This window comes from Olleya namhaensis (assembly GCF_900114005.1).
GTDB lineage: Bacteria > Bacteroidota > Bacteroidia > Flavobacteriales > Flavobacteriaceae > Olleya > Olleya namhaensis.
Genome location: NZ_FORM01000011.1, coordinates 1 through 25792, shown reverse-complemented (window position 1 = coordinate 25792; position 25792 = coordinate 1). Strand labels below are relative to the sequence as shown.

The window sequence follows — 25792 nt, the reverse complement described above, 5'->3', positions numbered from 1 at the left end:
TTAATAACAATAAGTTACTATTTACAAACATGATATAAACCAAAGTCAACAAACCAAAAACAAACTATTAATCCCCTACTCTGCTAATAACAAATCCATAAACGCAGTAAACTCCGTTTTAAACTGTGTAAATTTTTCGCCTGTTGCCGGTCCATTAAAACCGGTATGTATTTTACGTACTTTTCCTTTTTTGTCAATAAATATTGAGGTTGGGTAACTTAATACATGGTTTAACATTGGTAGTTTCTCATTAGCTTTAGACTTACTTGTTGTCCCTGTTTGCGCTAATAGTATTGGGTAGGTAATATTTAATCGGTCTTGTAAACGTTTAATAAAACTAAAGGCTTTAGCTTCGGTTTTAGCGTACTCAAACGCCAAAGCTACAAATTGTATGTCCTTTGATTTATTAGCGTTATAATACTGTGTGTAGTACTTACTTTCGTCTAAACAATTAGGACACCACGTCCCCATTATTTGTACAACGGTTACTTTATTTTTAAACTGATTATCTGTTAATGAGATGGTGTTTCCATCTGCATCAGGAAAACTAAAGGCTAGCGTATCATAACCGTCTTTTAAATAGGTTAAAGCTTCGGCACTTTGCAACTGGTAATTAGCATTACGTTTGGCAGTAAAAGGTTCTTTCCAGTGGTTTCCAGAATAAAAATATCCATTTATAGTACTATCTGTAACGGTTCCGGTAAATAAAAAGGCATGTGCACCATCAAAGGTAGACAGTTGTAATTGGTTACCATTTACAACACCTTCTAGGTAACGGTAATCACCAGTTTCAGTCAAAAAAGTACCTGTTACTATATTATTCTCTTGTTTAAAAACGCCTTTTGCGACGTATGTATCTGCTTCAGTATCTGGACTAAATACCGTTTGCCAGTTTCCAGTAATATTAGTTTCCGCTTTAGCGTTACTATCAAATCTGGTTTTATTTTTAGAAGCTGTAAAGGCTTGTTGACGCCCTTTTTCTGCTACAACAAAACGTCCGTTTAAAGTTTGATCTTTAATTTTTGCTATTAACTGTCCTTCAAAAACAGGTAGTTTGATATAAACTGAGTCGTTTTTATACTGGATCTCATCCACTTCAATAACTTCTTCCGCATTATAAATCTCCAAAGTATTAGCATCTTTTACTTTAAAGGTAAAAGGTAACGTTTCTGTATCACTAACGGTTAACTCTGCTCTGTAGGTTCCAAAAGTCAGGAATTCGGTATCATTTTTATCGCAAGAAAAAAGGGAAATAGCAATCAATAAAAGAGAAATATAACGCATGGTAATCTTTATGTTTTTTTTTATAATAATCGTAATATCGCCAAAATACTTACAAAAAAAAAGACATTGCGTTAACAATGTCTTTTTAAATATTATTTGGTGTAAAAATTACTCTTTTACTGTCTCTAACTTAGAGATTGTTGCTTTTCTTTTTTCAATCTGCTCTTTAGTACTTTTAACAGCTGCATCATGCTTTGTTAATTTAGCTTCTATTCTTTTAAATAGGGCTTCACGTTTTGCAATTTGCTCTTCAGACACTTTACCTTCTGCTTTTTGCTGCTCTAATTTAGCTTTTGCTTGTGTTAATCTTGCTTTTCCTTCTACAATTAACGCGTCACTTCTATTAAGTTTAGCATTGCTTTTATCCATTTTGGCTTTAACCTGCTCTAAACGTTGCTTTTTATAGGCTTCTTTATCACCTTTAAAAGCTTCACGCTCTGCTTTTAGTGCTTCTCTTTTTTTGATTACACTAACACGTTTTGCCATGTTTTGCTCTTTCATTGCGCCTTTAAGTTCTGCTTTTTCTTCAGCAGTAGCGTTTTTCATTTCATCTTTTAACGCGTTACGTTTGTCTTTCAATTCGCTTTTAAGTTCAGTTCTTTCTTCTTTTAAAGCCTCACGTTTATCATTTAATTCCGCTTTACCAGCTGTCATTTCTTCTTTACGTGCTTTCATTTCGGCTTTAGCCTCAGATTTCCCCGCCTTCATTTCGGCTTTACGCGCGTCTTTTTTGGCTTTCATTTCGGCCTTTTTACCGTTTGCCTTTTGCTCTAACTTATCCTTAGTTACTTCTTGCGCTACTAAAGTATCTTGAGCACCAAACATAAATAATCCGGCACATATTACTATTACTTTTAAATGTTTCATTTTAATCTTCGTTTTCAAGTTGATCTAATTCGTGTTCTAAATCTTCAGCATCTTGATCTAATTTATCTACAATGCTATCTGTTTCTACTTCAATAGTTTCTATTTGCTCTGTTGCTTTAATAGTCGCTTCATCCTTTTTTGTGTCTCTACAAGAGGTTACTGAAAATAGCAGAACTACTAATGCTATTTTAAAAATAGTTTTCATAATACGTTTTGATTTAATGATTTATAACTTTATAATGATACGTACAAACGCACACAATTAGATTAGACCACCTAGCACTAACGGACTAATAATAGACAAAATACATATTTATAAGTTGTAATGCGTAATAATTTAAACTTTTTGTCTGAAAGCCCTAAATAAATCCTTGTTTAAAAAATGAAATAAAAGCCCGTTTTTAAAATGTAAAAACTACTAAGTATTGTTATATTTGTGGTCTTAATTAGTAGATAAATGAAGATTTCTTACAACTGGATTAAACAATTTATTAAAACCGATTGGTCTCCAGAACAAACTAGCGAATTACTTACAGATTTAGGACTTGAAGTAGAAGGTTTAGACCTATACCAAAGTGTAAAAGGTGGCTTAGAAGGTGTTGTTGTTGGCGAGGTATTAACTTGCGTGCAACATAGCAATGCAGACAAGCTTAAAGTTACCACTGTTAACATTGGACAAGAGCAACCAATACAAATTGTATGTGGTGCACCAAATGTTGCTGCTGGACAAAAAGTACCTGTTGCTACTATCGGAACGACTTTATATACTGAAGAAGGTGAAGCTTGGACCATTAAAAAAGGTAAGATTAGAGGTGAAGAAAGTCACGGAATGATTTGTGCTGAGGACGAGTTAGGTCTTGGTAAATCTCATGACGGTATCCTTGTATTACCAGAAGACACTATTATTGGTACACCTTGTGCAGATTTATTTGATGTAGAAAATGATCAGGTATTTGAAATTGGTTTAACTCCAAACCGTGCCGATGCGATGAGTCATTTTGGTACTGCCAGAGATCTAAAAGCCGGTTTACAACAAAAAGGAATTAATGTGGAATTGATTACGCCAAGCGTTAGTGCATTTCATGTAGATAGCAGAACATTAAAAATTGATGTTGACGTCCTTAATAAAGAGTTAGCCCCAAGATATTGCGGTGTCACAATTTCTGGTTTAAAAGTAGACGAGTCTCCAGAGTGGTTAAAAAATAGAATTAAAGCGATTGGATTGTCTCCAATAAATAACGTGGTAGATGCTACTAATTATGTATTGCATGATTTAGGGCAACCGTTACATGCTTTTGATGCTAATAAAGTTACCGGAAATAAAATTGAGGTAAAAACAGTATCTACAGGTACAAAATTTACAACATTAGATGGTGTGGAGCGTGAGTTACACGAAGACGATTTAATGATTTGTAATGCTGAAAAACCAATGTGTATTGCAGGTGTTTTTGGAGGAATTGATTCTGGTGTAACAGAACATACTACAAATATATTTTTAGAAAGTGCTTATTTTAATCCTGTTAGCGTGCGTAAAACTGCGAAACGTCATGGTTTAAATACAGATGCTTCTTTTAGATTTGAACGAGGTATTGATCCAAAAATTACAGAATACGCTTTAAAACGTGCGGCTTTATTAATACAAGAAATTGCTGGAGGAGAAATTACTAGCGATATTGTAGATGTATACCCGAATAAAATTGAAGATTTTCAGGTTAGATTAAGTTTTGATAAGGTGACTAAACTAATTGGTCAAGAAATCCCTACCGAAACTATAAAATCTATTCTAACCTCTTTAGATATAAAAATAAACAGCGTTACAGAAACAGGTTTAGGATTAACTATTCCTGCGTTTAGAAACGATGTAACAAGAGAAGCAGATGTTATTGAAGAAATATTAAGAGTTTTTGGATATAATAATATCGAAACAAGCTCTAAATTAAATGCTTCAATCTCTAACGCATCTAGATTTGAAGATTACAAATTACAAAACGTAGTTGGTAATCAATTAGCTGCTCAAGGTTGGTTTGAGATCATGGCAAACTCTTTAACAAGTGCTAATTACTTAGCGTTATCTGATGAGTTAAAAACGGAACATAACGTAGAAATGCTAAACCCGTTAAGTCAGGATTTAGGTGTTATGCGTCAAAGTTTATTATTTTCTGGATTAGAAGCTTTAAGTCATAATATTAATAGACGTCAGTCTAATTTAAAGTTTTTCGAATTTGGAAAAACGTATCACGATTACAATGGTACGCGTGAAGAATACAAACATTTATCCTTATTTATTACTGGTTTTAAAACCGAAGAAAGCTGGTCTAATGTACCACAGGCAAAAACAAATTTCTTTTTATTAAAAGGAAGCATTGCTAGTTTGCTAGAACGTTTAGGTATTACACGATACCAAGAAAGTGCTACAAAAAGCGATGTGTTTTCTGAAGGCTTACAATTAAGTATTGGTAGAGATACGCTAGTTAATTTTGGTGTATTAAAATCTAAAATAGCGAAGCATTTTGACATTACACAAGAAGTGTTTTATGCAGATTTTAAATGGGACACTATTATTGAAGTTGCTAAACGTAATAAAATTAAGTTTACAGCTATTCCAAAATACCCAGAAGTAAGACGTGATTTTGCGTTACTTTTAGATGATAACGTTACGTTTGAAAGTTTACAAGCTATTGCTAAAAAAACAGAAAAGCAATTACTTAAAAGTGTTAATTTGTTTGATGTGTATCAAGGTAAAAACTTACCAAACGGTAAGAAAAGTTATGCCTTAAGCTTTACGTTTATGGACGAGCGTCAAACATTAACAGATAAAGTAGTTGACAAAATAATGAATAAATTACAGAATAATTTTGAACGTCAGCTTGGAGCAGAATTAAGATAATTATGGCATCTATTTTTAAAAAGAATATCACTAATTTAATATCTGGTATTATATTTTTAGCCTTTGGCTTTTATAGACTGTATCAATATCTAACATTAGGTACTGAAGCAGCGTCCAGTCCAATAAGGCTTGTAATAGCTTTAGTGTTTTTTGGATATGGTATTTATGCCATTTATACGTATTTTAAAAAATTAAAAGAAGAACAAGCGTAAATACTCTAAATTATGGAATCATTAAGAAATAATAAATACTACAATTTATTTACAGGCCTTTTACTATTAGGTTTTGGAGGTTTTAGACTGTATCAACATTATACCGCTAATCCAACCTTAAACACGTTTAGATTAGTAATCGCATTTGCGTCTATTGGTTATGGTATTTATGCGCTCTATAATTTTACACAATTAAAAAAACAAGAGTAAGACAATAATACAACACTTTTAAAAAGCCTTCTACTTACATGGAAGGCTTTTTTGTTTTACAAACATTTATTAGCAAACGTTACTTTTTAACAAAATCATAGCTTTTATTTATTCTAATAGTATTTGAAATAGTTGTATATTTAAGTAACCACTTAAATTATAAGCTATGACAGACTACGTAAAAATATTTGAAGGCAATTTTATTATTGTACAATTAATAAAAACCCGATTAGAAGACATAGGTATCAATCCCGTAATTAAAGATGAAAACGAATCTGGTAGATTAAGCGGATTTGCAGGTGCTAGATTACCGGAGGTTTTTGTTCACGAAAGTGAAGTAGACAAAGCTTTACCTATTATTGAATCTATAAATAACGAAACAGAAGCTTAAGACATACTGTTTTGATATAAAAAAGCCTTCCATTTTCATGGAAGGCTTTTTTTATGCGTGTTGTACTTAAATAACTTGTAAACTATACCGTATACATTTTATCACGTAACTCTTTGATTTTTTTGTCTTGCATATAATCGTCAAAAGTAGAATATCTATCAATAACTCCGTTTGGTGTTAACTCTACTACTCTATTTGCAACAGTTTGTGCAAACTCGTGATCATGTGTTGTAAATAACATGGTCCCTTTAAAGTTTTTTAAAGAGTTGTTAAACGCTGTAATACTTTCTAAATCTAAGTGATTGGTAGGCTCGTCTAATTGTAAAACGTTAGCTCTAGTCATCATCATTCTAGATAACATACAACGTACTTTTTCTCCTCCAGATAATACGTTACATTTTTTAAGGGCTTCTTCACCACTAAAAATCATTTTACCTAAAAAGCCTCTAATATGTACTTCTTCTCTTTCTTCTTCCGTTTGTGCCCATTGACGTAACCAATCTACTAAGGTCAAATCTGAGTTTTCAAAAAAGGTACTGTTATCTAATGGCAAGTAAGACTGCGTTGTTGTAACACCCCAATCAAACTTTCCTGCGTCAGCTTTTAAATTATTATTTAAAATTTCATAAAAAGCAGTTGTTGCTCTAGAGTCTCTAGAAAATAAAACAACCTTATCACCTTTTTGCAAGTTTAAATCAATGTCTTTAAACAAGGGTTCGCCTTCTAATGTATAAGATAATCCTTCAACATTTAAAATTTGATCTCCAGCTTCTCTATCACGATCAAAAATAATAGCAGGGTAACGACGACTTGTACGTCTAATATCTTCGATATTAAGCTTATCAATCATCTTTTTTCTACTGGTAGCTTGTTTACTTTTTGCTACGTTGGCAGAAAAACGACGGATAAAATCTTCTAATTCCTTTTTCTTCTCTTCTGCTTTCTTATTTTGTTGTGCATGTTGTCTAGCTGCTAATTGAGATGACTCATACCAAAATGTATAGTTACCAGAAAAGTGGTTTATTTTTCCAAAATCGATATCACTAATATGCGTACAAACGGCATCTAAAAAGTGTCTATCGTGAGAGACTACAATAACACAATTGTCATAATTAGCTAAAAAGTTCTCTAACCAAGCAATTGTTTCGTAATCCAAATCATTGGTAGGCTCATCCATAATAAGAACATCAGGATTTCCAAAAAGCGCTTGTGCTAATAACACACGTACTTTTTGCTTACCATCTAAATCGCCCATTAATGTGTAATGGTACTCTTCTTTGATCCCTAAGTTAGATAACATTGCTGCAGCATCACTATCTGCATTCCAACCGTTCATTTCTTCAAATCTTACTTGAAGTTCTCCTATTCTTTCTGCGTTTTCGTCTGTATAGTCTGCATATAAGGCATCTATTTCTGTCTTAATTTTATACAGTGCTTTATTTCCTTTTAAAATCGTTTCTAAAACAGTATCCGCATCATGCTTGTTGTGATCCTGAGTTAAAACAGACATACGCTTTCCTGCTTCTAAATGTACTTGACCAGAAGTTGGATCTTGTTGTCCAGAAATAATTTTTAAAAATGTTGACTTCCCAGCTCCATTAGCTCCAATAATTCCGTAGCAGTTTCCATTATTAAAAGTGGTACTTACTTCATCAAAAAGCACGCGCTTACCGAATTGAACTGATAAATTTGATACTGATAACATATTCTTTGTTTTAATTTTGTGCAAAAGTAGAAAATTAACACGAAATAGAAGCTATAGTTTACTCTTTAATAAGTTTTAACAACGCCTTAACACGAGAACTCTGATGCAAGGCATATTTTTGTTTTAATATGATTTGCCCTTATAAACTAATATATGTCTTTTAGACCCATAATTTATACAATACTTTGCTTTAGCGTTTTCTTTTCTTGTAAGAAGGATAAGGACATGTCAGACGATAACACTGCTTTTTTTGGAGGCGAAATCATTAACCCTAGCAGCAAGTATATTGTACTTTATAAATCGTCCACCATTATTGACACGGTTTATTTAGACAAAAAAAATAGATTTAAATATAGCTTCAATAATTTTGAACCTGGTTTATTTAGTTTTTATGATGGTAAAGAATCTCAATCTTTATTAGTACAACCAGGCGATAGTATTATGGTACGTGTAAATACTATGGAATTTGATGAGTCCTTAGTTTTTAGCGGAATTGGTGCCAAAGAAAACAACTACTTAATGGATTTGTTTTTAGAAACTGAAAAGCAAGAACAAGAAGTTTTGGAGATTAGCCAATTAGAACCTAAAGTCTTTGACAAAAAACTATGCGACATCCGACGTAATAAATTAGATAAACTAAAAACGTTTTCTATAAAATACAATACGTCTGAGTTATTTAACACGTTTGCAAAAGCGAACATAGACTACAACTATTTTTACAGTAAAGAAGCGTATCCTTTTATAAACTACGGTAAAAATGAAAGTGATATTTTTAAAACCTTACCGGATAACTTTTTTGATTTTAGAAAAGAAATAAACTACAACAACAGCACTTTAAAGGACTACAGACCATACGTGTCTTTTTTAAGATTTCATTTTAACAATATAGCATTACAAGAGCATTTTAAGCATTCCGAAGACGATACTTATAACAATCAGTCACTAGATTACAATTTAGATAAGCTAACGTTAATAGACGCTAAAATAAATGACACGTTTATTAAAAATAGACTGCTATATTATAACATGATTAAGTTTATTAATGTGTCTAAAAGTGTAGACGATTATGATACACTTTTAGCTTCTTTTGAAAAAAAGAGTACTAATAAGGAACAAAAATTTAATGCAACTAGTTTAGTAAATTCATACAAACTATTAAAACCTGGACATGTAATTCCTGATTTAATGGTTTTAGATAATAATGAGCAAGTACAGCATTTAAGAGCTATCATTAAAAAGCCTACGTTAATTTATTTTTGGGATGTTACGGACCGTTACCATTTAAAGGTTTGCCATGAGCGTGCTAAAGACTTAGAGAAAAAGTATCCTGAGTTTGATTTTTTAGCCATTAGCATTAACCGTATTAGTGGTAAAGAGCAAACAGAAGTATTAAAACGCAACCATTTAGGATTTACTAACGAGTATCATTTTGAAGATGCGCCAAAAGCTATTGAGCAATTATCTATAAGACCAATTAATAAGGTGTTTATTGTAGATAAAGACGCTAAGATTATTAATCCAAAAGCGAATATGTTTGACATTACTATTGAAAGCGAAATGTTATCTTTAATTAATAAGTAAGCTAATATTACCAGATAAAACATAAAAAAAAGGACTGCAATTTGCAGTCCTTTTTTTTGTTATAAAGTGTTTTAGTTTAGTCTTTTTTATGATCATCTTGCACCTCTTCATCTCTGTATTTACAACAGTCATGTACAGATCCATAAGCTTCGTCTGTAGCCTTTAATGCTTTTGTGTCATGTCCAACATTAGCAACGTTTTGCTCTATGGAAGCCAGGTCCGTTTTGTTTTCGTCAAAAATCAATTTTAACTCATGTGTATCTACACTCCAAATAGCACTTTTTACTCCTTTAGTTTTATAACATGCTTTTTCGATTCTTGATTTACACATCATGCAAACTCCATCAACCTCTAAGCTAGCTCTTTTATTTTTGTCTTGTGCAAAAGTTACTGTGGTTGCAATCATTAATAATACTAATACTAGTTTTTTCATCTTATTGGGTTTTATTGTCTTTATTTAATTTTATATCTTAATCCTGCGTAATACATACTTCCAAAAATTGGGCCATATACAAAGTTAGTATCAAAACTTGAGCCAAACGGATTGTCTGCGCTTACAATTGGATTGCTTTGTCTAACATTTGTAATGTTTTCGCCACCTAAATATACTTCAAATTTTGGAGAAAATACTCGTGTCATTTGTGCATTTAAGGTTCCTATTGTCCCTGAATACTCATCTAATTGATATTGAACTGGGTTATTAAGTGTTGACGGGAAACGTTGCTGACTTAACCAATTATAGGTTACATCAAATTTCCAATTACTATTATTTTTAATTTCAGTCTCATAAGACGCATTTGCAAACACACGGTGTTTTGGTGTCAATGGTTTGGTAAGTTTACCCGTTTGGTATTGCGTTTTAACATCGTAATACTTGTAAGCCGTTCTAATATTTAAATGTTCCAACAGATTATAATTTAACTCTACCTGAAAACTATTAGCATAGCTACTACCTTCTAAATTATAAAAACTAACCTCTTGTGGGTTTTCTAAATCTACCACAACTTGATTCTGAAAATCTGTACGGTAAAAATCAAACGTAACATCGGCAGCCCTTCCAAACAGGTTAAATCCTTGTAAGTAAGACACACCATAATTCCATGCAATTTCAGGATCTAAACCATAAATATTTCCAGTAGTATTTAAAATTGAAATATTACGCGATGATGCAAATAAGTTCTGGTTTTCAGCAAAAATATTGGCACTACGCTTACCACGACCTACGGAAGCTCTAAAAGCTGATTTACTCCAAGGAGAGTAACGCATGTGCAGTCTTGGTGTAATAAATTCGCCTAATAAATTATGAGAATCCACACGTAATCCAGCGGTTAGCGTAAACATTTCTAAATTATCAAAAGAATACTCAAAAAACCCTCCAAAACTACGTTCCGTTCTTGCAAAACCTTGACCGATAGCAAACTCGTCATAATCATCATAGGTATAATTTACACCCGTTTTAATTTTGTGTCTAGAATCGTCAATAATAGAGTTATAAATAACATTAGAATAAATACTGGTATGATCAATATTATATTGGTTTAAACCAAAATAAGAGTCTTGTTTATGATTACTAAACGCAAATTGGAGACCCACACTTTGCCAAGGTATTTCTGGGTTTACATAGCCTAACTTAGCAGATAACTCGTAACGCTCCGTATCAATCTCACTTCCCCAAGCATTTGTAGTAAGCTTGTCTGTGTTAGGATCAAAATCTAATTGTCCCGATTGTTTTTGGTCATTTAAATAGCGTAAGTTAATAAAACTAACAAACCCTTTTTCTGGATTTGTATATTGCCAACGGTTCATGACATTAACCTGATTGTATAAAGGCATATCCATAAAACCATCGTTATTTACATCATGCTTTTCTTGGTGCGTATTACCATGTAAGTACACTCCTGTACTCCACTTATCACTAACGTTTGTATTAAAATGTGTGTTTAACTCTAAACGCGTACTGCTAGCGCCATAAAGATTTACAAAAAAGGCATTATCCGTTGTTGGCTTAACTAGCTCTGCATTAATCTGCCCAGCAATACTCTCAAAACCATTAACAACACTACCCGCGCCTTTTGTAATCTGAATACTTTCCACCCAAGTCCCTGGAATAAAACTTAATCCAAATGCCTGAGAAGCACCTCTGATAGACGGTATATTTTCTGTAGCAATTAAAATATAAGGACTAGATAAACCTAACATTTTTATTTGTTTGGTTCCTGTTACCGCATCGCTAAAATTAACGTCTATGGACGGATTAGTTTCAAAGCTTTCTGATAAATTACAGCATGCTGCTTTTAATAACTCGTCACTACTTACCAACAATGTATTTTGGGCTCTTAAATAAGACCTTGATGTTGCTTTTTTTCTTGACTGTACAACGACTTCATCCAAATCGCTTGTTGGGTTTAAATAATGTGTAATTGCTTTTGCAGAAGTTATAGTAAGCGTATCCGATTTAAAACCAACATAACTAATTACTAGTTGCTTATATTCTGTAGTGTATGGTAACGTAAATTGCCCATTAATATCTGTAGATGTCCCCACACTTGTGCCTAACCAAATTAGGTTAGCGCCAAATAACGGTTGCTGTTTGGTATCTGGATTAGCCTCGTGTATTACACCTGTCAATTGGGTTTGACTTACCATTATAAATGGTAAAAAGCTAAATAAAATGAATAGTTTTTTCATAATTAATTATACATTTTAATTAGCATCCAAACTGCCATGATTAACATGATGGTATTTTCTATAAATGTGGCTTTGGTCATTGGTAATTTTAAAGCTGTACCCAAACAGGCACATTGTATTGCTTTTTTATCTAAAAGTGCTTTGGTAACGCCTATTGTGGTGATTCCTAAAATTAAAATTGTTGCGCCTAATGCAAATGGTAATTGCATGCGTGTTAAAAATAGTAATCCTAAAGCTAGCTCCAAAAAAGGATAAATAAGTCCGTACTGCGGAATTGCTTTAGCTAACGGATCGTACATTTTAAAGCTTGTGGAAAACCCTTTTAAATCTAAGAATTTAAAAAAGCTAAAAACAATATAAAATAGCCCCATAAAATCTAGCATAAAACTAGCGGTATTCCAGGGTTTATAATTTAATAATACGGCTGCTGCCGAAATATAGCCGAAGATTAAAAACAAAGGAAACAGTTGCTTCCATTGGCTTTTTACTTCAACCGAAGCTAATACGTTTGGCGCTGCTTCCGTTTTACTAATTGTAAATTTTGAAGGCAACCCATCCTGAAGTTGCTGTATTGTAATAGGTTTTGACAAGTCAATCTGTGCTTCGGCTTGTTCTAAATTTACCGAAACAGCTGTAACATGTTCTATGGATTGTAATGCTTTTTCAACAGAAGCCTTACATCCATTACAGGTCATGCCTGTAACATTGTATGTGTGTGTCATTATATATATTATTTAATAAATAGTACCATTATAAAGGTTCCGCGTAAGCGAAACTAATAAAAGCACAATATCAAATAATATAAACATCGTGAAGGACCTGATAATCTAATATCAGATTGGGTGGTGCATAATTTTTATGCGGAATGCTTTGCTTTGGTAAACTTTTAAATAAATGTAAGTAACTATAAACAAAGGTTGTAATTATGTATTGTGTGCTAAAATCTAGATCACTAAACGTGTTAAGTTTTAATTGATCCTGTCCTTTAATAACTTGTACGGTATCACTACAACACGATTTAGTTTTTGTAGGAGTAATAGTAGTATCCGCATCTACGCCACATTTTTTAGCTTTAGTAAAAACAGCGGTATCCACTAAATGATCGCCACAGTAATGACTCTCTATGGTAAAAGATAATGTTGAAAACAACACCACTAATGCCATAACAAAAGATACCCCTTTATATATTACTGTTTTTATCACGGTACAAAAGTACAAAATAGTTTAATTAGTACTAGAGTTTTAAAAAAGGTTTAACATGTATTTTAAAACTACACAATAATTTCGGCACAATTAATGTTAAGTTATATCTTTGACAATTAAATACGGATTTTATGAAATTTAAATTAACCATATTAGTAACGCTTATAGCCTTAACATTTAGTTTTGGGCAAGACAACAATGCCTTTAAAAGTGGCGAAAAGCTAGTGTTTTCTGCTTCTTACAACATGTCTGGTATTTTAACTGATATTGCAGAAGTTAAAATGGAAGCTAATGAGATGAAAACAAGTGCTTCCACTCTATTGCATTTAAAATGTACCGCAACAACATATAGTAACTTTGATAGCTTTTTTAAAATTAGAGATTTATATGAAAGTTATGTTAGCCCAAGAACGGTAACACCATATTTATATAACAGAGAGATTAATGAAGGTGGTTATTATAAATACGTAAAGTATAAGTACAACCATAAGGCTAATTTAGTGGAGAGCTTAATTAGAAAAAAGTCAAAAAACTTTGCTTCTGGATTTTGGGATAGAAATGAAAAAGTAAAAATAAATAATGGTACAAGAGATATTGTAGCTACTATTTATAAAATTAGAACTTTGGATATTAAAAAAGCGCCTATTGGTGCTTCGGACACGTTTACTGTATTGTTTGATAATAAATTGACTAAATTCAGTTTTAAATTATTAGCTAAAGAAACTATAAATACTGCTTTGGGTAAAAAAGAATGTTACAAACTAGCTATTGGTGCTGCAGGTACTAACGTACTAAAAGGTAATAACTCTAATATTTTATGGTTAACTGCAGACGAAAACAAAATACCTGTATATGCTAAGTTTAAAGTAGCTGTTGGTAGTGGTGAATTAAAAATTAAATCTGCAACTGGTTTAAAAAACTAATATATTATGAGAAAAACAAGTATTATTTTAGGATTGATTTTTGCTGTTCTTGCTGTAGTTTTAGCCGTATTACCGTTATATAAATTAGCATTTATCCCTGCTGTTTTGGCTTTTATTTTTGGAATTATAGCCTTTTTAAAATCAAAAAAGGAAGCAAAACCAACACATGTTATTCAGGTTATATTTTTGCTAACTATTATTAGTTTAGGATTAGCAACTTACAAAACAATCTTTACTGTATCCGAAGTTGGCGACACTAAAGACTTGCAACAAACAGAAGATAAATTAAACGAAGAAGCTAAAGAAGAATTAGACGATCTTATAATTATTGACTAAGAAACGCTTACCGTTTTATTTATAGATTTATAGGGCTTTTTAAGCCTATGTTAAAATGAAAAAATAAGTTGGAAACAACTTATTTTTTCTTGTATTTTTGAAAGTATAACTTTATAAATACTTTTAAATGAAATCCTTACTTTCAATAGCCTCTTTAAGTCTATTATTTATTGCTTGTGGAAGCTCTCAAAAAAGCAAAACAACCAATACAAAAGTGGCCGACCCAAGTGTGTACGCTGCGACTATTACACAAGACGATTTAAAAACGGCTTTGTACACCTTTGCTTCTGATGCATTTGAAGGTAGAGAAACTGGTGCCGAAGGGCAAAAAAAAGCTATCAACTTTTTAAAAGAACATTATATCCAATATGGTGTTCCTGCTGCTAAAAAAGATGGGAATTACTTTCAAAATGTCCCTTTACAATTACAATCTAAACCAGATGTTGCTTTAACCATAAACGGTAAAGCATTAAAAAATCTTGAAGATTTTGTATCTATAAACCCAATGGAAACTAGCCAACTTCAGGCTGGGGAGATTGTAAATCTTGGTTACGGAATCCAAGATGATGCTTTTTCTAACTACGGTACTATTGATATTAAAGACAAAGTCGTGTTTTTTATTAATGGCGAACCTAAAAACGCGGACGGTACTTATGTTATCTCTGGAACTAAAGCGGCTTCTAAATGGTCAAATTTTAGAGAAGAATTTGCTTTAAAAAGAGATTTAGCACTAGAAAAAGGCGCTAAAGCTGTATTATACTACAATCCTGATGTTTTTGCTATGGCTGCCTTACGTTATGGTACTTCTAGCGGTAGAATGAGTTTGGTAAGTACTGATAAAAACATGTTTTACTTTTTAGTAAACACACAGACCGTAAAAGCATTGTTTAACAAAGACATTACTAGTTATGATACGTCTTTTAAAAACGAAACTATTACCACTACTCTAGATTTAGATTACACTAACAATTCTAAAGCATTAGCGTCAGAAAACGTTGCTGCAATTATTAGAGGAAGCGAAAAACCAGACGAATACGTCATTGTTTCTGCACATTTAGATCATGAAGGTGTTAAAAATGGCGAAGTATATAATGGTGCTGACGATGATGGATCTGGTACAGTTGCTGTTTTAGAAATTGCTGAAGCATTTGCAAAAGCTAAAAAGGATGGTCATGGTCCAAAAAGATCAATGGTATTTTTAAATGTAACTGGAGAAGAAAAAGGATTATTAGGAAGTAGACATTATACGGACAACGATCCTATTTTTCCATTAGCTAATACCGTTGCTAACCTTAACATAGATATGATTGGACGTATTGATCCTAAACGTAAAGAAGGTGACCGTAACTACATCTATTTAATAGGAAGTGATAAATTAAGTACAGAACTGCACGAGATATCTGAAAAGGTAAACACAAAGTATACTAACGTTGAGTTAGACTATACTTATAACGACGATAACGATCCTAATCGTTTTTACTACAGATCAGACCACTATAACTTTGCTAAAAACAATATCCCAGTAATATTCTATTTTAATGGTACACATGACGACTATCACAGACCAAGTGATACACCAGACAAAATTGAGTACGATTTATTAGAAAACAGAGCACGTTTAGTCTTTTACACTGCATGGGAATTAGCCAATCGTGATGAAAGAATAAAAGTTGATAAAGGAGAATAAAACTTCCTCATATCCCGTAATATTTACGGGATATGAGGAACAAAAGTAATCATATAACTAGTTGTAAAACATTTGAAAAACTGAACTCACTAGAAAATATAATTTTAGAAGAAATCATTAAGTTCGATTCAAAAGCGAACGAATTAATAAATATTCTCGGAACTGAATTTGACCTTGACTTATCAAAAGAGCATCCTTTTGGAAAGTTAATTACGCGACAAAATGATTTATGGAAAGGTTCTTTACCTGATAATTGGATTTATCAATTTCACGGAAGTCATTGTCGATTTGAAAATAAGATTAATAACCAAATTTTAGACATAACAATAAATGGCGGAATAAATTATGGGATTTTTAATGAGTCAACTTTACTATGGTTTATAGAAACCACTAAAGAGTTGAATGATATTTACGAAAAGATTAAAGCTAGTGAGGTTTTGTCTGAATGCTTAAATACCTTAGAACAAGAAAATTATATAATTGATATTGGAGATTTCGGATATAAATCATTAATCCTTAATAATGAGCGGCCTGATGAATAAAAAATGTTGAAGGATTTTTGAACAAACTGAAATGAAACATACAATATTACTCTTATTTATATTTTTATTGAGTTGCGGAAATAATACCAAAGCGGAAAAATTTGATGAAGTAAAATGGAGAAACGGAAGTCAAATTGAACGTGGAAATATGTCGACTGATTTAGTTGAGAGTAAAATACTAATCGGAAAATCCAAATCTGAAGTGATAGAAAAAATCGGATATCCGAAAGATAGCACTAAAACTAATTTTTACTATTTAATAGATTTCGGATATATGACACCATTTCATTTAGATGTAAATTTTGACTCAATCGATTTAAAAGTAAAAGATGCCACTTTAACTGATTAAAAAAAACGTTTTACAACAATGTATAAAAATAATTGCGGTTTAGTGCTAAAACAAAGGTAGTTGCGGGTTTGCTACATCTGATTTTCCTGCGGAAAATCCTCGCACGCAAACCCGCAACTATTCTTATACTAGACCGTTACCTGCAAGCTGAAAACCAACATAGAGAATGCCTAAAATTATATTCATTTTATTAACACCATTTCTTCTTTCGTGTGACTCGGAACCAGATATTAACGATCTAAAACAATGGACTTATGAAATTGATTCTGAATATGAACCCACTATTAAACCGCTGAACGATACAATAAAACCAATAGGATTAATTAAATTCATAAGAACGGAATCAATTAAAGACAAACAAAGGGAAGAAATTTATTTGGAAGATTGGTTTCCATCAATATATTTTGAAATATATGACAAAACCGAATTAGAGCATTGCAAAAAAATATCAAAAACGATTAAAATGTTTTCGAGTTGTGAAAAAGCAAATGTTGGTGGAGACTTAATTCTGGTGAAAAATTATGTTTTTGTAAATCGTGGATACTGTTTGAATTGTGTTCAATCAGAAGTTGAAACTGATTATTGTCGACCAATATTGGATTTAATATTTTCCGAACTGAATTTGAATGGAAGTCGAGATTTACAAGAAATAAATGAAAAAATTGGAATGAAAATAAATAAAGCCAGCAGGTAACACCGTATATAATTTATTGCTGGTTCTAGCCTACTTACGAAAATCCTCGCGGATTTTCTATTCGGTTTTTATTTACTAACTTTAGTGCTTAAACCACGCAACAAACCATATACAAACACGATGGTGAACATTCGGCGAAAAGGCCGACCCAATTTGCTTCGTTGTTCGCTGCGCTACCAACTCCCGCCCATTGGGAAATGTTCACCATCGCAGGGCTAAACCAAATCAATTTTAGCCGTAGGATAAGAGACCTATCCGCCAGAAACGGCCTTCTACCGCACATCGAGTGAAAACGTTACACCATCATCAGCTAAAAGTAATTTGGTCAGGCTCTATTGTCTTTTTTTCTTTTTATGTATCTTCGATACACAACATCAAAAAAATCCAGAGCCTAACTACGTTTAGCCCTGCGTTAGCTGTAAGTTGAAAACCCAACCAAGAATAAAGAATGTCAATAAAAATTAAGCAAGCACTTACTGAATCTTTAATTAAGATTGAAAAGAAAGATTTTGATGAAGGAACAATCCGAACCTTGCTAATAGTTTCTAGAGAATATTTAAAATATGATGGATTAGTTAAAGAATTAGCTCATTTCATTGCTCATCCAAAAAGAAACAGAGGGATTTTTCATAAAAAAGTTAACTCAAGATATGCCAAATTTAAATTATTAGATGAACAGCTTCTAAAAAAGCAACCTGAAATAAAAACTGAAGAAGAACTAAGTGATTATATGTTGGGTGGAATTGATTTAGAAAAAGTTGAATCTAAGTTGTTTAATATCCTGTATTTTGACGGACTTGATGATTTACCAGAAAGTCATTTAATAAAATATACTGGATTCACAAAAGCACAAGCTGAAAAAACTCTAAAAGAAAATTACACAAAAAAGGAAAATTTCTATTACTTAAATACGCTCAGAACTAAAAAAATGATTTCTCTTCTTCAAGAGTTACCTAATATTAATGAGGATAAAGAAATTCAAAAATCTATTTTACAAGGTCAAGAATTAATTAGAAAGGTAAATTCAAGTATTGATTCTTTGCAAAAAGTAATAAGAGGTGCAATACATTTTCATTCTGTATTTGATACTAATTCACTAACTTCTGACTTTGAGAATAATTTCAAGAAAATATTAAACGAATTTAATATTGACTCTAAATACACAAACATCATTACAGATAATATTCAAGAAATTTTAATCTGTCTAATGACATTAATACACGACTCGATTTTTGAATTTTATGATAAAAATACAGCTAGAGTATATTTATGTGCATATTTGGAGAATAATGAGATTAAAGAAAGAGAATCTATTTCTCAAAAAGAAATACTTTATGAAAATGGTGTTTTAGCTTTATATACAAACTATAAATTTGAAAGTAAATCAAACTCATTTCCGTTGTTCGTTTCCGAAATAAAATTGAAAAATCATATTGATAAAGAAGATTTTATGAATAAAAATATTGACCGTTCAATTAGCGAAATTCCTTGGATAAGTGCTAAACGAGAAAATGAGAAACTGAAATTAAAAACCTACAGCTAACACCGTGTATAATTCATTGCTAGTTAGAGCCTACTTACGAAAGTCCTCGCGGACTTTCTATCTGTGATTTATTTGCTAACTTTAGTGCTTAAACCACACAACGAAATCATACACAACAACGTTGCCTACAATTGCAAGGCTCAATTCAAAACGTGTAAAACCGAATATAAAAATCACTGATTTTAAGCTAACTTTATTAGTCTTTAGCTAGTTAAAAGTGTACAGTTAACCAATCCAGAGTTTTAGCCTGATAATGTAAAAAAAATACGATCTTCCGATATTCACTCAGACGCAATAGTTACGCACACCGAATTAGCTTGTTGCTCAAAAAAGTAAAATTTAAAAACTGTAGGCAACACAGCATATAAAAAATTGTTTACTTTAGTGTCTAAATTATGGAAGTTGTCTATTTACTTACTGCTGAAATTCCTTCGGAATTTCATTGCGCGCAAATCACAACTTTCCATATCCAACACGTTGGCAACTATATGGAGAAACAATTTTACATTCCTTTCAAAAACTCGGAATTTAACACAGAAAATTGCTTTCTATGTGGTCATAAGATTGAAGGAAAAATAACTCGTGAACACGTCTTTCCAAAATGGCTACAAAAAGAATTTGATTTATGGGATAAAACTATCTCAATAACTAACGAAACAACTATTCAATATAAAAACCTTACTGTTCCATGTTGCTCGAAATGTAATAATGAACATTTATCCATTTTAGAAAGCAATTTCCAAAAATTAATGCAAAAAGGATTTAAAGAATTGACTTCTTTTGACGAACAAGTTGTTTTTGATTGGTGTGGTAAAATATTATATGCAACAAGGCACAAAGAATTATCATTACTTTATGACAGACAAAAACCTGAGTTGGGTTCAATAATATCTGATGAAGAATTTCAAAGCTATTCGTGTTTTCAACTTTTTCTACAATCAATTCGCTACGAAACTACTTGGAATGTTAAACCTTGGAGTCTATTCTTTTTTGAATCCGAAACAGAAAGTTTCTTCTACCAGACAAGAGTTAGCTTTCCATGTTTATCAATTAAGCTTGGAAAACACATAGTTATTGTTCTTTTCGAGGATAATAACGCCATAGAAAATCATTTTGAAAATTTTAAACAAATAAGGTTTACACCTCTTAGTTTCGTTCAACAAATTGAGATTACCGCTTATCTTTTTTATTCGGCTTCTATAAAAGCAAAAATCCCATACTATCATTCTCATTTTTTCAATGGTCATTTGACTGTAAATAGTTCTAGTGACATCTATAGCAAAGAATTTGATTATGATGATTTTGCTCTCTATTATAGAATGATGTTATTCGAAGTAGGAATTGAATTTAAAGAAAAAATTCACACAGGAAACGGAATGATAAACACTAGTCTAATTGATAAAAATAATGAGCCTTTAATTAAATAAAATACAGTTGCCAACACCGTATATAATTTATTGCTAGTTCTAGCCTACTTACGAAAATCCTCGCGGATTTTCTATTCGGTTTTTATTTACTAAATTAGGTGCTTAAACCACGCAACAAACCATATACAAACACGTTACCCAACATTAAAAAAACCAAGAAGATGAAAAACAACTTTAAAATATTACTTCTCATTTTATTAGTTACATCTTGCAAAGTAGAAGACAGATATTATGATTTGAGTCAAGAAGGTAAAGAGTTATTAGCCTATGAAACAGGTGAGACTTTTCAACTCAAAAACATAGAAACTGATGAAATTGTATCTTTTTTTGTTGAATCGAAAACTATAGAATATGTTGAAGATGGTCCTAATGAGTCATCATTTATATTTGGATCTTCTTCAGAAGAATTTATAGAAATTGGAAGAATTTTGTTTACGGATAATTCGAATTGCTATAATGGTGAAATTCAAGTAAAAGGAGATAGAGATAATGGTTTTGAATTTACAGCTTATCTTTATGATTGTTTTGGAGATGACTTCTATTATTTTCAAAACGAATTTATTAACTCAACTAATGTAGAAGGAGTTGAATACTCAAATGCTTATTTACTCAGAAATTATCCGAAAACTCTTTATTATTCAAAAGAAAAAGGAATTTTAAAAATTGTTGATTTCGATGAAAACACATTGTTTAGTCTTATAGAATAAAACGTTGGGTAACACCGTATATAATTTATTGCTAGTTCTAGCTTGCTTACGAAAATCCTCGCGGATTTTCTATTCGGTTTATATTTGCTAAATTAGGTGCTGAAACACGCAACAAACCATATACAAAACCGTTGCCTACAATTGCAACGCTCAATTCAAAACGTGTAATACCGAATATAAAAACCACTGATATTAAGCTAACTTTAATAGTTTTTAGCTAACGTAAAGTACACAGTTAACCAATTCAGAATTTTAGCCTGATAATGCAAAAAATACGATCTTCCGATATTCACTCACACGTAACAACGACGTAAACCGAATTAGCTTGTTACTCAAAAAAAGTAAAATTTAAAAACTGTAGGCAACACAGCATATAAAAAATTGTTTACTTTAGTGCTTAAGTTATGGAAGTTGTTTATTTTCTTACTGCTGAAATTCCTTCGGAATTTCATTGCTCGTAAACACAACTTTCCATATGCAACACGTTGCCTACAATTGCAAAACTCAATACAAAACTTGTAAAACAGAATATAAAAACCACTGATTTTAAGCTAGCTATAATTGTCTTTAGCTAACGTAAAGCACACAGTTAACCTATTTAGAATTTTAGCCAGATTGTGGATCTAAAACACCGATTAAAAGCCTGTTATTTTTTAGCGATTTTTTTTTTAGAATTTTAAGTTAGTAAAAACAAAAAAGCAAGTAATACAGATTTCCACTCAGACGTAACAACGACGTAAACCGAATTAGCTTGTTGCTCAAAAAAATAAAAATTAAAAACTGTAGGCAACACAGCATATAAAAAATTGTTTACTTTAGTACTTAAGTTATGGAAGTTGCTTATTTACTTACTGCTGAAATTCCTTCGGAATTTCATTGCGCGCAAATCACAACTTTCCATATCCAACAACGTTAGCATACATTAAAACCGAATCGTAATCGAGAACCAAAATTGAAATATTAAAAAGTGGAAAAAGAAGAAATTAGAATTGCTTTTAATGAAATTAAAGGATTTCTCGATAAATATTTTCCTGACAATTATAACGAATCAGAAGAATATGAGGAATGTTACCACATTAATGTTTACTCCCAAGACGAAGAAGATTCATCAGTTTGGTTTGAATTTGATATTGGAAATTCGGAATTAATTGTTGGTTATGGAATTAGTCATATTCATTATGGTAAACAATACGGAATAGAAATATCAGAAGGACTAAATCGACTTTTAGATTTTTTTACCACAAAAATGAAAAGGACTGATTATTATAAAGGCAAGGTGAATTTTAAGAATGTGTATGAAATGAAAAGAGAAAATGGAACTTATGAAAATTTAGGAACAAGTTCTATGCTATTTCTCTATCCTTTTTGGAAAGAAACTACTAAAAAAGTGACTGAACATTCTGAATTAATAAAAGACGAAAATATTAAAACGGAACTTGGAAAAATAAGAGACCGAATAAATAACGTATGCTAACACCGTATATAAAAAATTGCTGGTGTTGGGCTTAAATAAAGGTCGTTGCACGTTTGCTACGTCTGAATTTCCTTCGGAAATTCCTCGCACGCAAACCCGCAACTTTCCATATACAACACGTTGTAAGTAATCTGAGAAACCCAATGTTCACGAGAAAAAAAATGAAATATGCGGAATTAAAACCAGGAGATAGAATTCGAAAGTTAGTCGAAGAATTCGTTCAACCTGAACTTACTTCGCTTGGATTTAAACTTCTCAAATCAGAACTGACTTTTAAAAGAAAAATAGGCGATTTTACTCAAGAAATCTACTTTGCTAAAAATCAGCGAAATTTTGGAAATACTATTGTTTGTTTTTGGACAATTTTGTCTGTTAAATCAAACTACTATGTGAAATGGCACGAAAAAAAATACGGATTTAAACCAATGAATGAATTTGTTGAATCTTGGTATGATAACCATATAAAGACTTGGAATACCGATTTTTGGAATGCAGGACATTATGACTTAACCGAATTTGATAATGTCAAACTAATGAACGATTTGACAAAAAACATTTTAACAATTGGATTACCCATATTGGATAAAGTTTCTGATTGGGAAGGTGCAGCAGACAGTTTAATGGAAAGACAACGTTTTGGGTTTATTTCAAAAATATTTGACTTTTATATTTTGGCTGGAAAAGAGGAAAAAGCAATTGAATCTCTAAAAACAGCGGAAGATTATTTCAACAGTGTTGAGGATGTTCCGAGTGAGAGATTTGAGGAAATAAAATTAAAAAAGACTACTTACAACATTGTATAAAAATAATGCGGTGGTAAGTGCTTAATCAAAGGTTAGTGCATTTTTGTTACGTCTGATTTTCCTTCGGAAAATCCTCGCACACAAAACCGCACTATTCTTATACGTAACCGTTGTGTACAATAGTGACATAGAGAAAAATGAAATTCAGTAAACCAGCATATCCAACAGTTTATTTTAGTGAAGAGATTTGGGTTAAGTGTCCAAAGTGCTCTGAACCGGCTTTGGTTAAAACCGAATTACCGAAATATACAATACCGTTTCCAACAGGACATAAATCTGTATGTAATTGTAAATCTTGTGGATTTCAAGACTCTGAAAATGATAAATGGTCAGGATATGTACAAGGTTTTATAAACCGAGCCTGTGGAAATTGTGGAAGTGGAATATCCCATACGACAGAACCCACAAGAAAACCTTATGAATTATCTGAATTAACTTGTGGAGTTTGTAAGACCAAAAGAGAATATGAAATTCAATGGTTCCAGTATCGTAATGACAAGGCAACTGACCCGTACTTTGGATTTGACCTATGGCTTCAAACCAGCATAAAAGACAATGTACTTTGGTTGTATAATATTGACCATTTAGATTATCTAAAAGAATATGTTGAAGCTAAGCTGAGAGAAGATGATGGAAGGCACAAATACTCTATGATAACAAATTTGCCTCAGTGGGTTAAGTCAAGTAAGAACCGTGATGTGATAGTCAAAAAACTAAATAAACTAAAACACGAATTTGAAAAGAAAACTGTACACAACACCGTGTATAATTAATTGCTAGGTCACTGCCGACTTACGAACATTCCTGCGGAATATTCTATCTGTGATTTATTTGCTAAATTAGTTGCTTAACCACGCAACTAACCATACACAAGACCGTTGTAAGTAATATGAAAAAAACATTCAGCATAATATTAACCTTTATTGGAATCTCATTCTGTCTTGCTCAAAACGGAGTAATTAAAGGAAAAATAATCGCGGAAATTCCAGAAGAAGTGGAATTGATTGCCGGAAAGACAAAAGTAATTCTTGAGATTAAAGGAATTGAAATAAGCACAATTGTAGATGAAAATCTTAATTTTTCATTTTATAATCTTGAATCTGACTCAATCCGAATTAGAACAGAACCAGATTATTATGGAAGAAAAAGAACCGGAATAGGATTTATCAAACCTAATGATACTATCGAATTTAAAATCCCTCTAGCTTTATCCTGTAAATATGACCAATCAAAAGAAAACAAAACTTGTCCAGTTTGTAAAAAAGAAGACCAAGTTATTCCAATTTCATATGGACTTATTGCAGAAATAACCAGAAAAGGTGAAAAGAAAAAAGAAAAGGAATATAAATCTGGTGGATGTGTAACGACTGGATGCGATCCAAATTGGTATTGCAAAAGGGATGATATAAACTTTTGACAAAATACTACTTACAACAACGTGTATAGTCAATTGCTTGATGGTGTTTAATGATTACCACGGAAATTCTGCCGAATTTCCTCTACGCTGTTTCTTTTTGCTATCTTAGTGCTCACAGCAACTAACCATACACAAACTCGTTGTAATGCATTTGAGAAAAACAGGAATTGACAATAATGAAAGAAGTATTATTAACTAATAAAGAGAAAACAGATCTTGAAAATAAACTTCAAAATTATAAATCTCACAGAAACAAACAACTTAAAGAATTTTTAATAATAATTGTAATTGGTACAATAATTGGCGGATTCTCAGCTTATCTAAATAACGATAATGTGAAACTTTTATCTGGACTGTTAGGAATCATGATTGTTTTGTTAATCCCTCTGACAATTGCATTTTTGACTTCTAAAAAAGGAATCAATAATCTTATGTCTGATTTAAAAATTGGAAAAAAAACAGAAGGAAAAGCGACAATAAAATCAATAAATATTTTCAATAGAAAAATTAGTTTATCAAACGGAATTAAGGTGTTTGAGCCAAACGAATATTATGAAACATTTAAAAAAGGAGATTTGATTAAATATAAGATAAGTCCGAGTAACGAATTTATTTTTTATTGTAAAAAAGAATAAAAACGCATTACAACACCGTGTATAATTAATTGCTTGGTCACTTCCGACTTACGAACATTCCTGCGGAATATTCTATCTGTGATTTATTTGCTAAATTCGGTGCTTAACCACGCAACTAACCATACACAAATTCGTTGTGCTTAATGCCGAAAAAACCGAATGCCAAAAATCGAAAACATAAAACAGTTTGCACTTTTAGAGGAATTTGAAACCTCTGACAAGTTGAT

27 protein-coding genes are annotated in these 25792 nt (G+C 31.8%); 19 read left to right on the top strand and 8 right to left on the bottom strand.

The annotated features are described in order from the left end of the window. Positions 1 to 75: 75 nt before the first annotated feature. From BMZ09_RS14760 to BMZ09_RS14750, 3 genes are all read right to left on the bottom strand, one after another. Positions 76 to 1284: a TlpA disulfide reductase family protein gene (locus BMZ09_RS14760; protein ID WP_090842141.1), complete on the bottom strand. Its 1209-nt coding sequence runs from the start codon at positions 1282 to 1284 to the stop codon at positions 76 to 78. Between the two features lie 108 nt (positions 1285 to 1392). Further along, complete coding sequence (locus BMZ09_RS14755; protein WP_090842029.1) at positions 1393 to 2151, bottom strand: hypothetical protein; 759 nt, start codon at positions 2149 to 2151, stop codon at positions 1393 to 1395. A gap of 1 nt (position 2152) precedes the next feature. Next, positions 2153 to 2356: a hypothetical protein gene (locus BMZ09_RS14750; protein ID WP_090842027.1), complete on the bottom strand. Its 204-nt coding sequence runs from the start codon at positions 2354 to 2356 to the stop codon at positions 2153 to 2155. A 252-nt stretch (positions 2357 to 2608) separates the two neighbouring features. Between BMZ09_RS14750 and pheT the strand changes: the two genes are divergently transcribed. From pheT to BMZ09_RS14730, 4 genes are all read left to right on the top strand, one after another. Then, positions 2609 to 5038, top strand: coding sequence for a phenylalanine--tRNA ligase subunit beta (gene pheT / locus BMZ09_RS14745; protein ID WP_090842024.1), 2430 nt, complete (start codon positions 2609 to 2611; stop codon positions 5036 to 5038). A gap of 2 nt (positions 5039 to 5040) precedes the next feature. After that, positions 5041 to 5250, top strand: a complete 210-nt coding sequence (locus BMZ09_RS14740) for a hypothetical protein (protein ID WP_090842022.1) — start codon at positions 5041 to 5043, stop codon at positions 5248 to 5250. 12 nt (positions 5251 to 5262) lie between these two features. Next, positions 5263 to 5460 carry a hypothetical protein gene (locus BMZ09_RS14735; RefSeq protein WP_090842020.1) on the top strand — a complete coding sequence of 66 codons (198 nt, stop codon included), beginning with the start codon at positions 5263 to 5265 and terminating at the stop codon, positions 5458 to 5460. A gap of 166 nt (positions 5461 to 5626) precedes the next feature. Beyond that, a complete protein-coding gene (locus tag BMZ09_RS14730) occupies positions 5627 to 5851 on the top strand; it encodes a putative signal transducing protein (protein ID WP_090842018.1) in 225 nt (74 codons plus the stop codon). Between the two features lie 82 nt (positions 5852 to 5933). Here the strand turns inward: BMZ09_RS14730 and BMZ09_RS14725 are convergent, their stop codons facing one another. Further along, positions 5934 to 7556 (bottom strand): ABC-F family ATP-binding cassette domain-containing protein, encoded by a 1623-nt coding sequence (locus BMZ09_RS14725; RefSeq protein ID WP_090842016.1) that lies wholly within the window; start codon positions 7554 to 7556, stop codon positions 5934 to 5936. Positions 7557 to 7781: 225 nt separating this feature from the next. On the opposite strand from BMZ09_RS14725, the gene BMZ09_RS14720 reads away from it, so the two are divergent. After that, positions 7782 to 9137 carry a TlpA family protein disulfide reductase gene (locus BMZ09_RS14720; protein WP_090842014.1) on the top strand — a complete coding sequence of 452 codons (1356 nt, stop codon included), beginning with the start codon at positions 7782 to 7784 and terminating at the stop codon, positions 9135 to 9137. A gap of 76 nt (positions 9138 to 9213) precedes the next feature. Here BMZ09_RS14720 and BMZ09_RS14715 read toward each other — a convergent pair whose 3' ends face one another. From BMZ09_RS14715 to BMZ09_RS14700, 4 genes are all read right to left on the bottom strand, one after another. Further along, positions 9214 to 9570, bottom strand: a complete 357-nt coding sequence (locus BMZ09_RS14715) for a heavy-metal-associated domain-containing protein (protein ID WP_090842012.1) — start codon at positions 9568 to 9570, stop codon at positions 9214 to 9216. 20 nt (positions 9571 to 9590) lie between these two features. Further along, positions 9591 to 11825 (bottom strand): TonB-dependent receptor, encoded by a 2235-nt coding sequence (locus BMZ09_RS14710; protein ID WP_090842010.1) that lies wholly within the window; start codon positions 11823 to 11825, stop codon positions 9591 to 9593. Between the two features lie 2 nt (positions 11826 to 11827). After that, positions 11828 to 12547: a heavy-metal-associated domain-containing protein gene (locus tag BMZ09_RS14705; protein ID WP_090842008.1), complete on the bottom strand. Its 720-nt coding sequence runs from the start codon at positions 12545 to 12547 to the stop codon at positions 11828 to 11830. Positions 12548 to 12617: 70 nt separating this feature from the next. Next, complete coding sequence (locus BMZ09_RS14700) at positions 12618 to 13028, bottom strand: HYC_CC_PP family protein (RefSeq protein WP_245741154.1); 411 nt, start codon at positions 13026 to 13028, stop codon at positions 12618 to 12620. A 131-nt stretch (positions 13029 to 13159) separates the two neighbouring features. On the opposite strand from BMZ09_RS14700, the gene BMZ09_RS14695 reads away from it, so the two are divergent. The 14 genes from BMZ09_RS14695 to BMZ09_RS14630 all read left to right on the top strand — a co-directional run bounded on the left by BMZ09_RS14695 (position 13160) and on the right by BMZ09_RS14630 (position 25565). Next, the gene (locus tag BMZ09_RS14695) at positions 13160 to 13951 is read left to right on the top strand and encodes a DUF3108 domain-containing protein (protein ID WP_090842005.1); all 792 of its coding nucleotides are present in this window, start codon (positions 13160 to 13162) and stop codon (positions 13949 to 13951) included. A 6-nt stretch (positions 13952 to 13957) separates the two neighbouring features. Continuing rightward, the gene (locus tag BMZ09_RS14690; RefSeq protein ID WP_090842003.1) at positions 13958 to 14287 is read left to right on the top strand and encodes an FUSC family protein; all 330 of its coding nucleotides are present in this window, start codon (positions 13958 to 13960) and stop codon (positions 14285 to 14287) included. A 127-nt stretch (positions 14288 to 14414) separates the two neighbouring features. Continuing rightward, positions 14415 to 15974: a M28 family peptidase gene (locus BMZ09_RS14685; RefSeq protein WP_090842001.1), complete on the top strand. Its 1560-nt coding sequence runs from the start codon at positions 14415 to 14417 to the stop codon at positions 15972 to 15974. 32 nt (positions 15975 to 16006) lie between these two features. Next, positions 16007 to 16516: a DUF6896 domain-containing protein gene (locus tag BMZ09_RS14680; protein WP_090841999.1), complete on the top strand. Its 510-nt coding sequence runs from the start codon at positions 16007 to 16009 to the stop codon at positions 16514 to 16516. Between the two features lie 31 nt (positions 16517 to 16547). Beyond that, the gene (locus tag BMZ09_RS14675; protein WP_090841997.1) at positions 16548 to 16865 is read left to right on the top strand and encodes a hypothetical protein; all 318 of its coding nucleotides are present in this window, start codon (positions 16548 to 16550) and stop codon (positions 16863 to 16865) included. 166 nt (positions 16866 to 17031) lie between these two features. Continuing rightward, positions 17032 to 17559, top strand: a complete 528-nt coding sequence (locus BMZ09_RS14670) for a hypothetical protein (protein WP_090841996.1) — start codon at positions 17032 to 17034, stop codon at positions 17557 to 17559. 448 nt (positions 17560 to 18007) lie between these two features. Then, on the top strand, positions 18008 to 19102 hold the full coding sequence (locus BMZ09_RS14665; RefSeq protein ID WP_090841994.1) for a hypothetical protein: 1095 nt from the start codon (positions 18008 to 18010) through the stop codon (positions 19100 to 19102). 395 nt (positions 19103 to 19497) lie between these two features. Beyond that, positions 19498 to 20529: a hypothetical protein gene (locus BMZ09_RS14660; RefSeq protein WP_090841992.1), complete on the top strand. Its 1032-nt coding sequence runs from the start codon at positions 19498 to 19500 to the stop codon at positions 20527 to 20529. 161 nt (positions 20530 to 20690) lie between these two features. Continuing rightward, positions 20691 to 21236 carry a hypothetical protein gene (locus BMZ09_RS14655; protein ID WP_090841990.1) on the top strand — a complete coding sequence of 182 codons (546 nt, stop codon included), beginning with the start codon at positions 20691 to 20693 and terminating at the stop codon, positions 21234 to 21236. 967 nt (positions 21237 to 22203) lie between these two features. After that, positions 22204 to 22710, top strand: a complete 507-nt coding sequence (locus BMZ09_RS14650) for a hypothetical protein (protein ID WP_090841988.1) — start codon at positions 22204 to 22206, stop codon at positions 22708 to 22710. A 161-nt stretch (positions 22711 to 22871) separates the two neighbouring features. Then, a complete protein-coding gene (locus BMZ09_RS14645; RefSeq protein WP_143067834.1) occupies positions 22872 to 23513 on the top strand; it encodes a hypothetical protein in 642 nt (213 codons plus the stop codon). A gap of 137 nt (positions 23514 to 23650) precedes the next feature. Continuing rightward, positions 23651 to 24286, top strand: a complete 636-nt coding sequence (locus tag BMZ09_RS14640; RefSeq protein WP_090841984.1) for a hypothetical protein — start codon at positions 23651 to 23653, stop codon at positions 24284 to 24286. 116 nt (positions 24287 to 24402) lie between these two features. Continuing rightward, a complete protein-coding gene (locus tag BMZ09_RS14635; protein WP_090841982.1) occupies positions 24403 to 24930 on the top strand; it encodes a hypothetical protein in 528 nt (175 codons plus the stop codon). 176 nt (positions 24931 to 25106) lie between these two features. After that, complete coding sequence (locus tag BMZ09_RS14630; protein ID WP_090841980.1) at positions 25107 to 25565, top strand: hypothetical protein; 459 nt, start codon at positions 25107 to 25109, stop codon at positions 25563 to 25565. Positions 25566 to 25792: the final 227 nt, after the last annotated feature.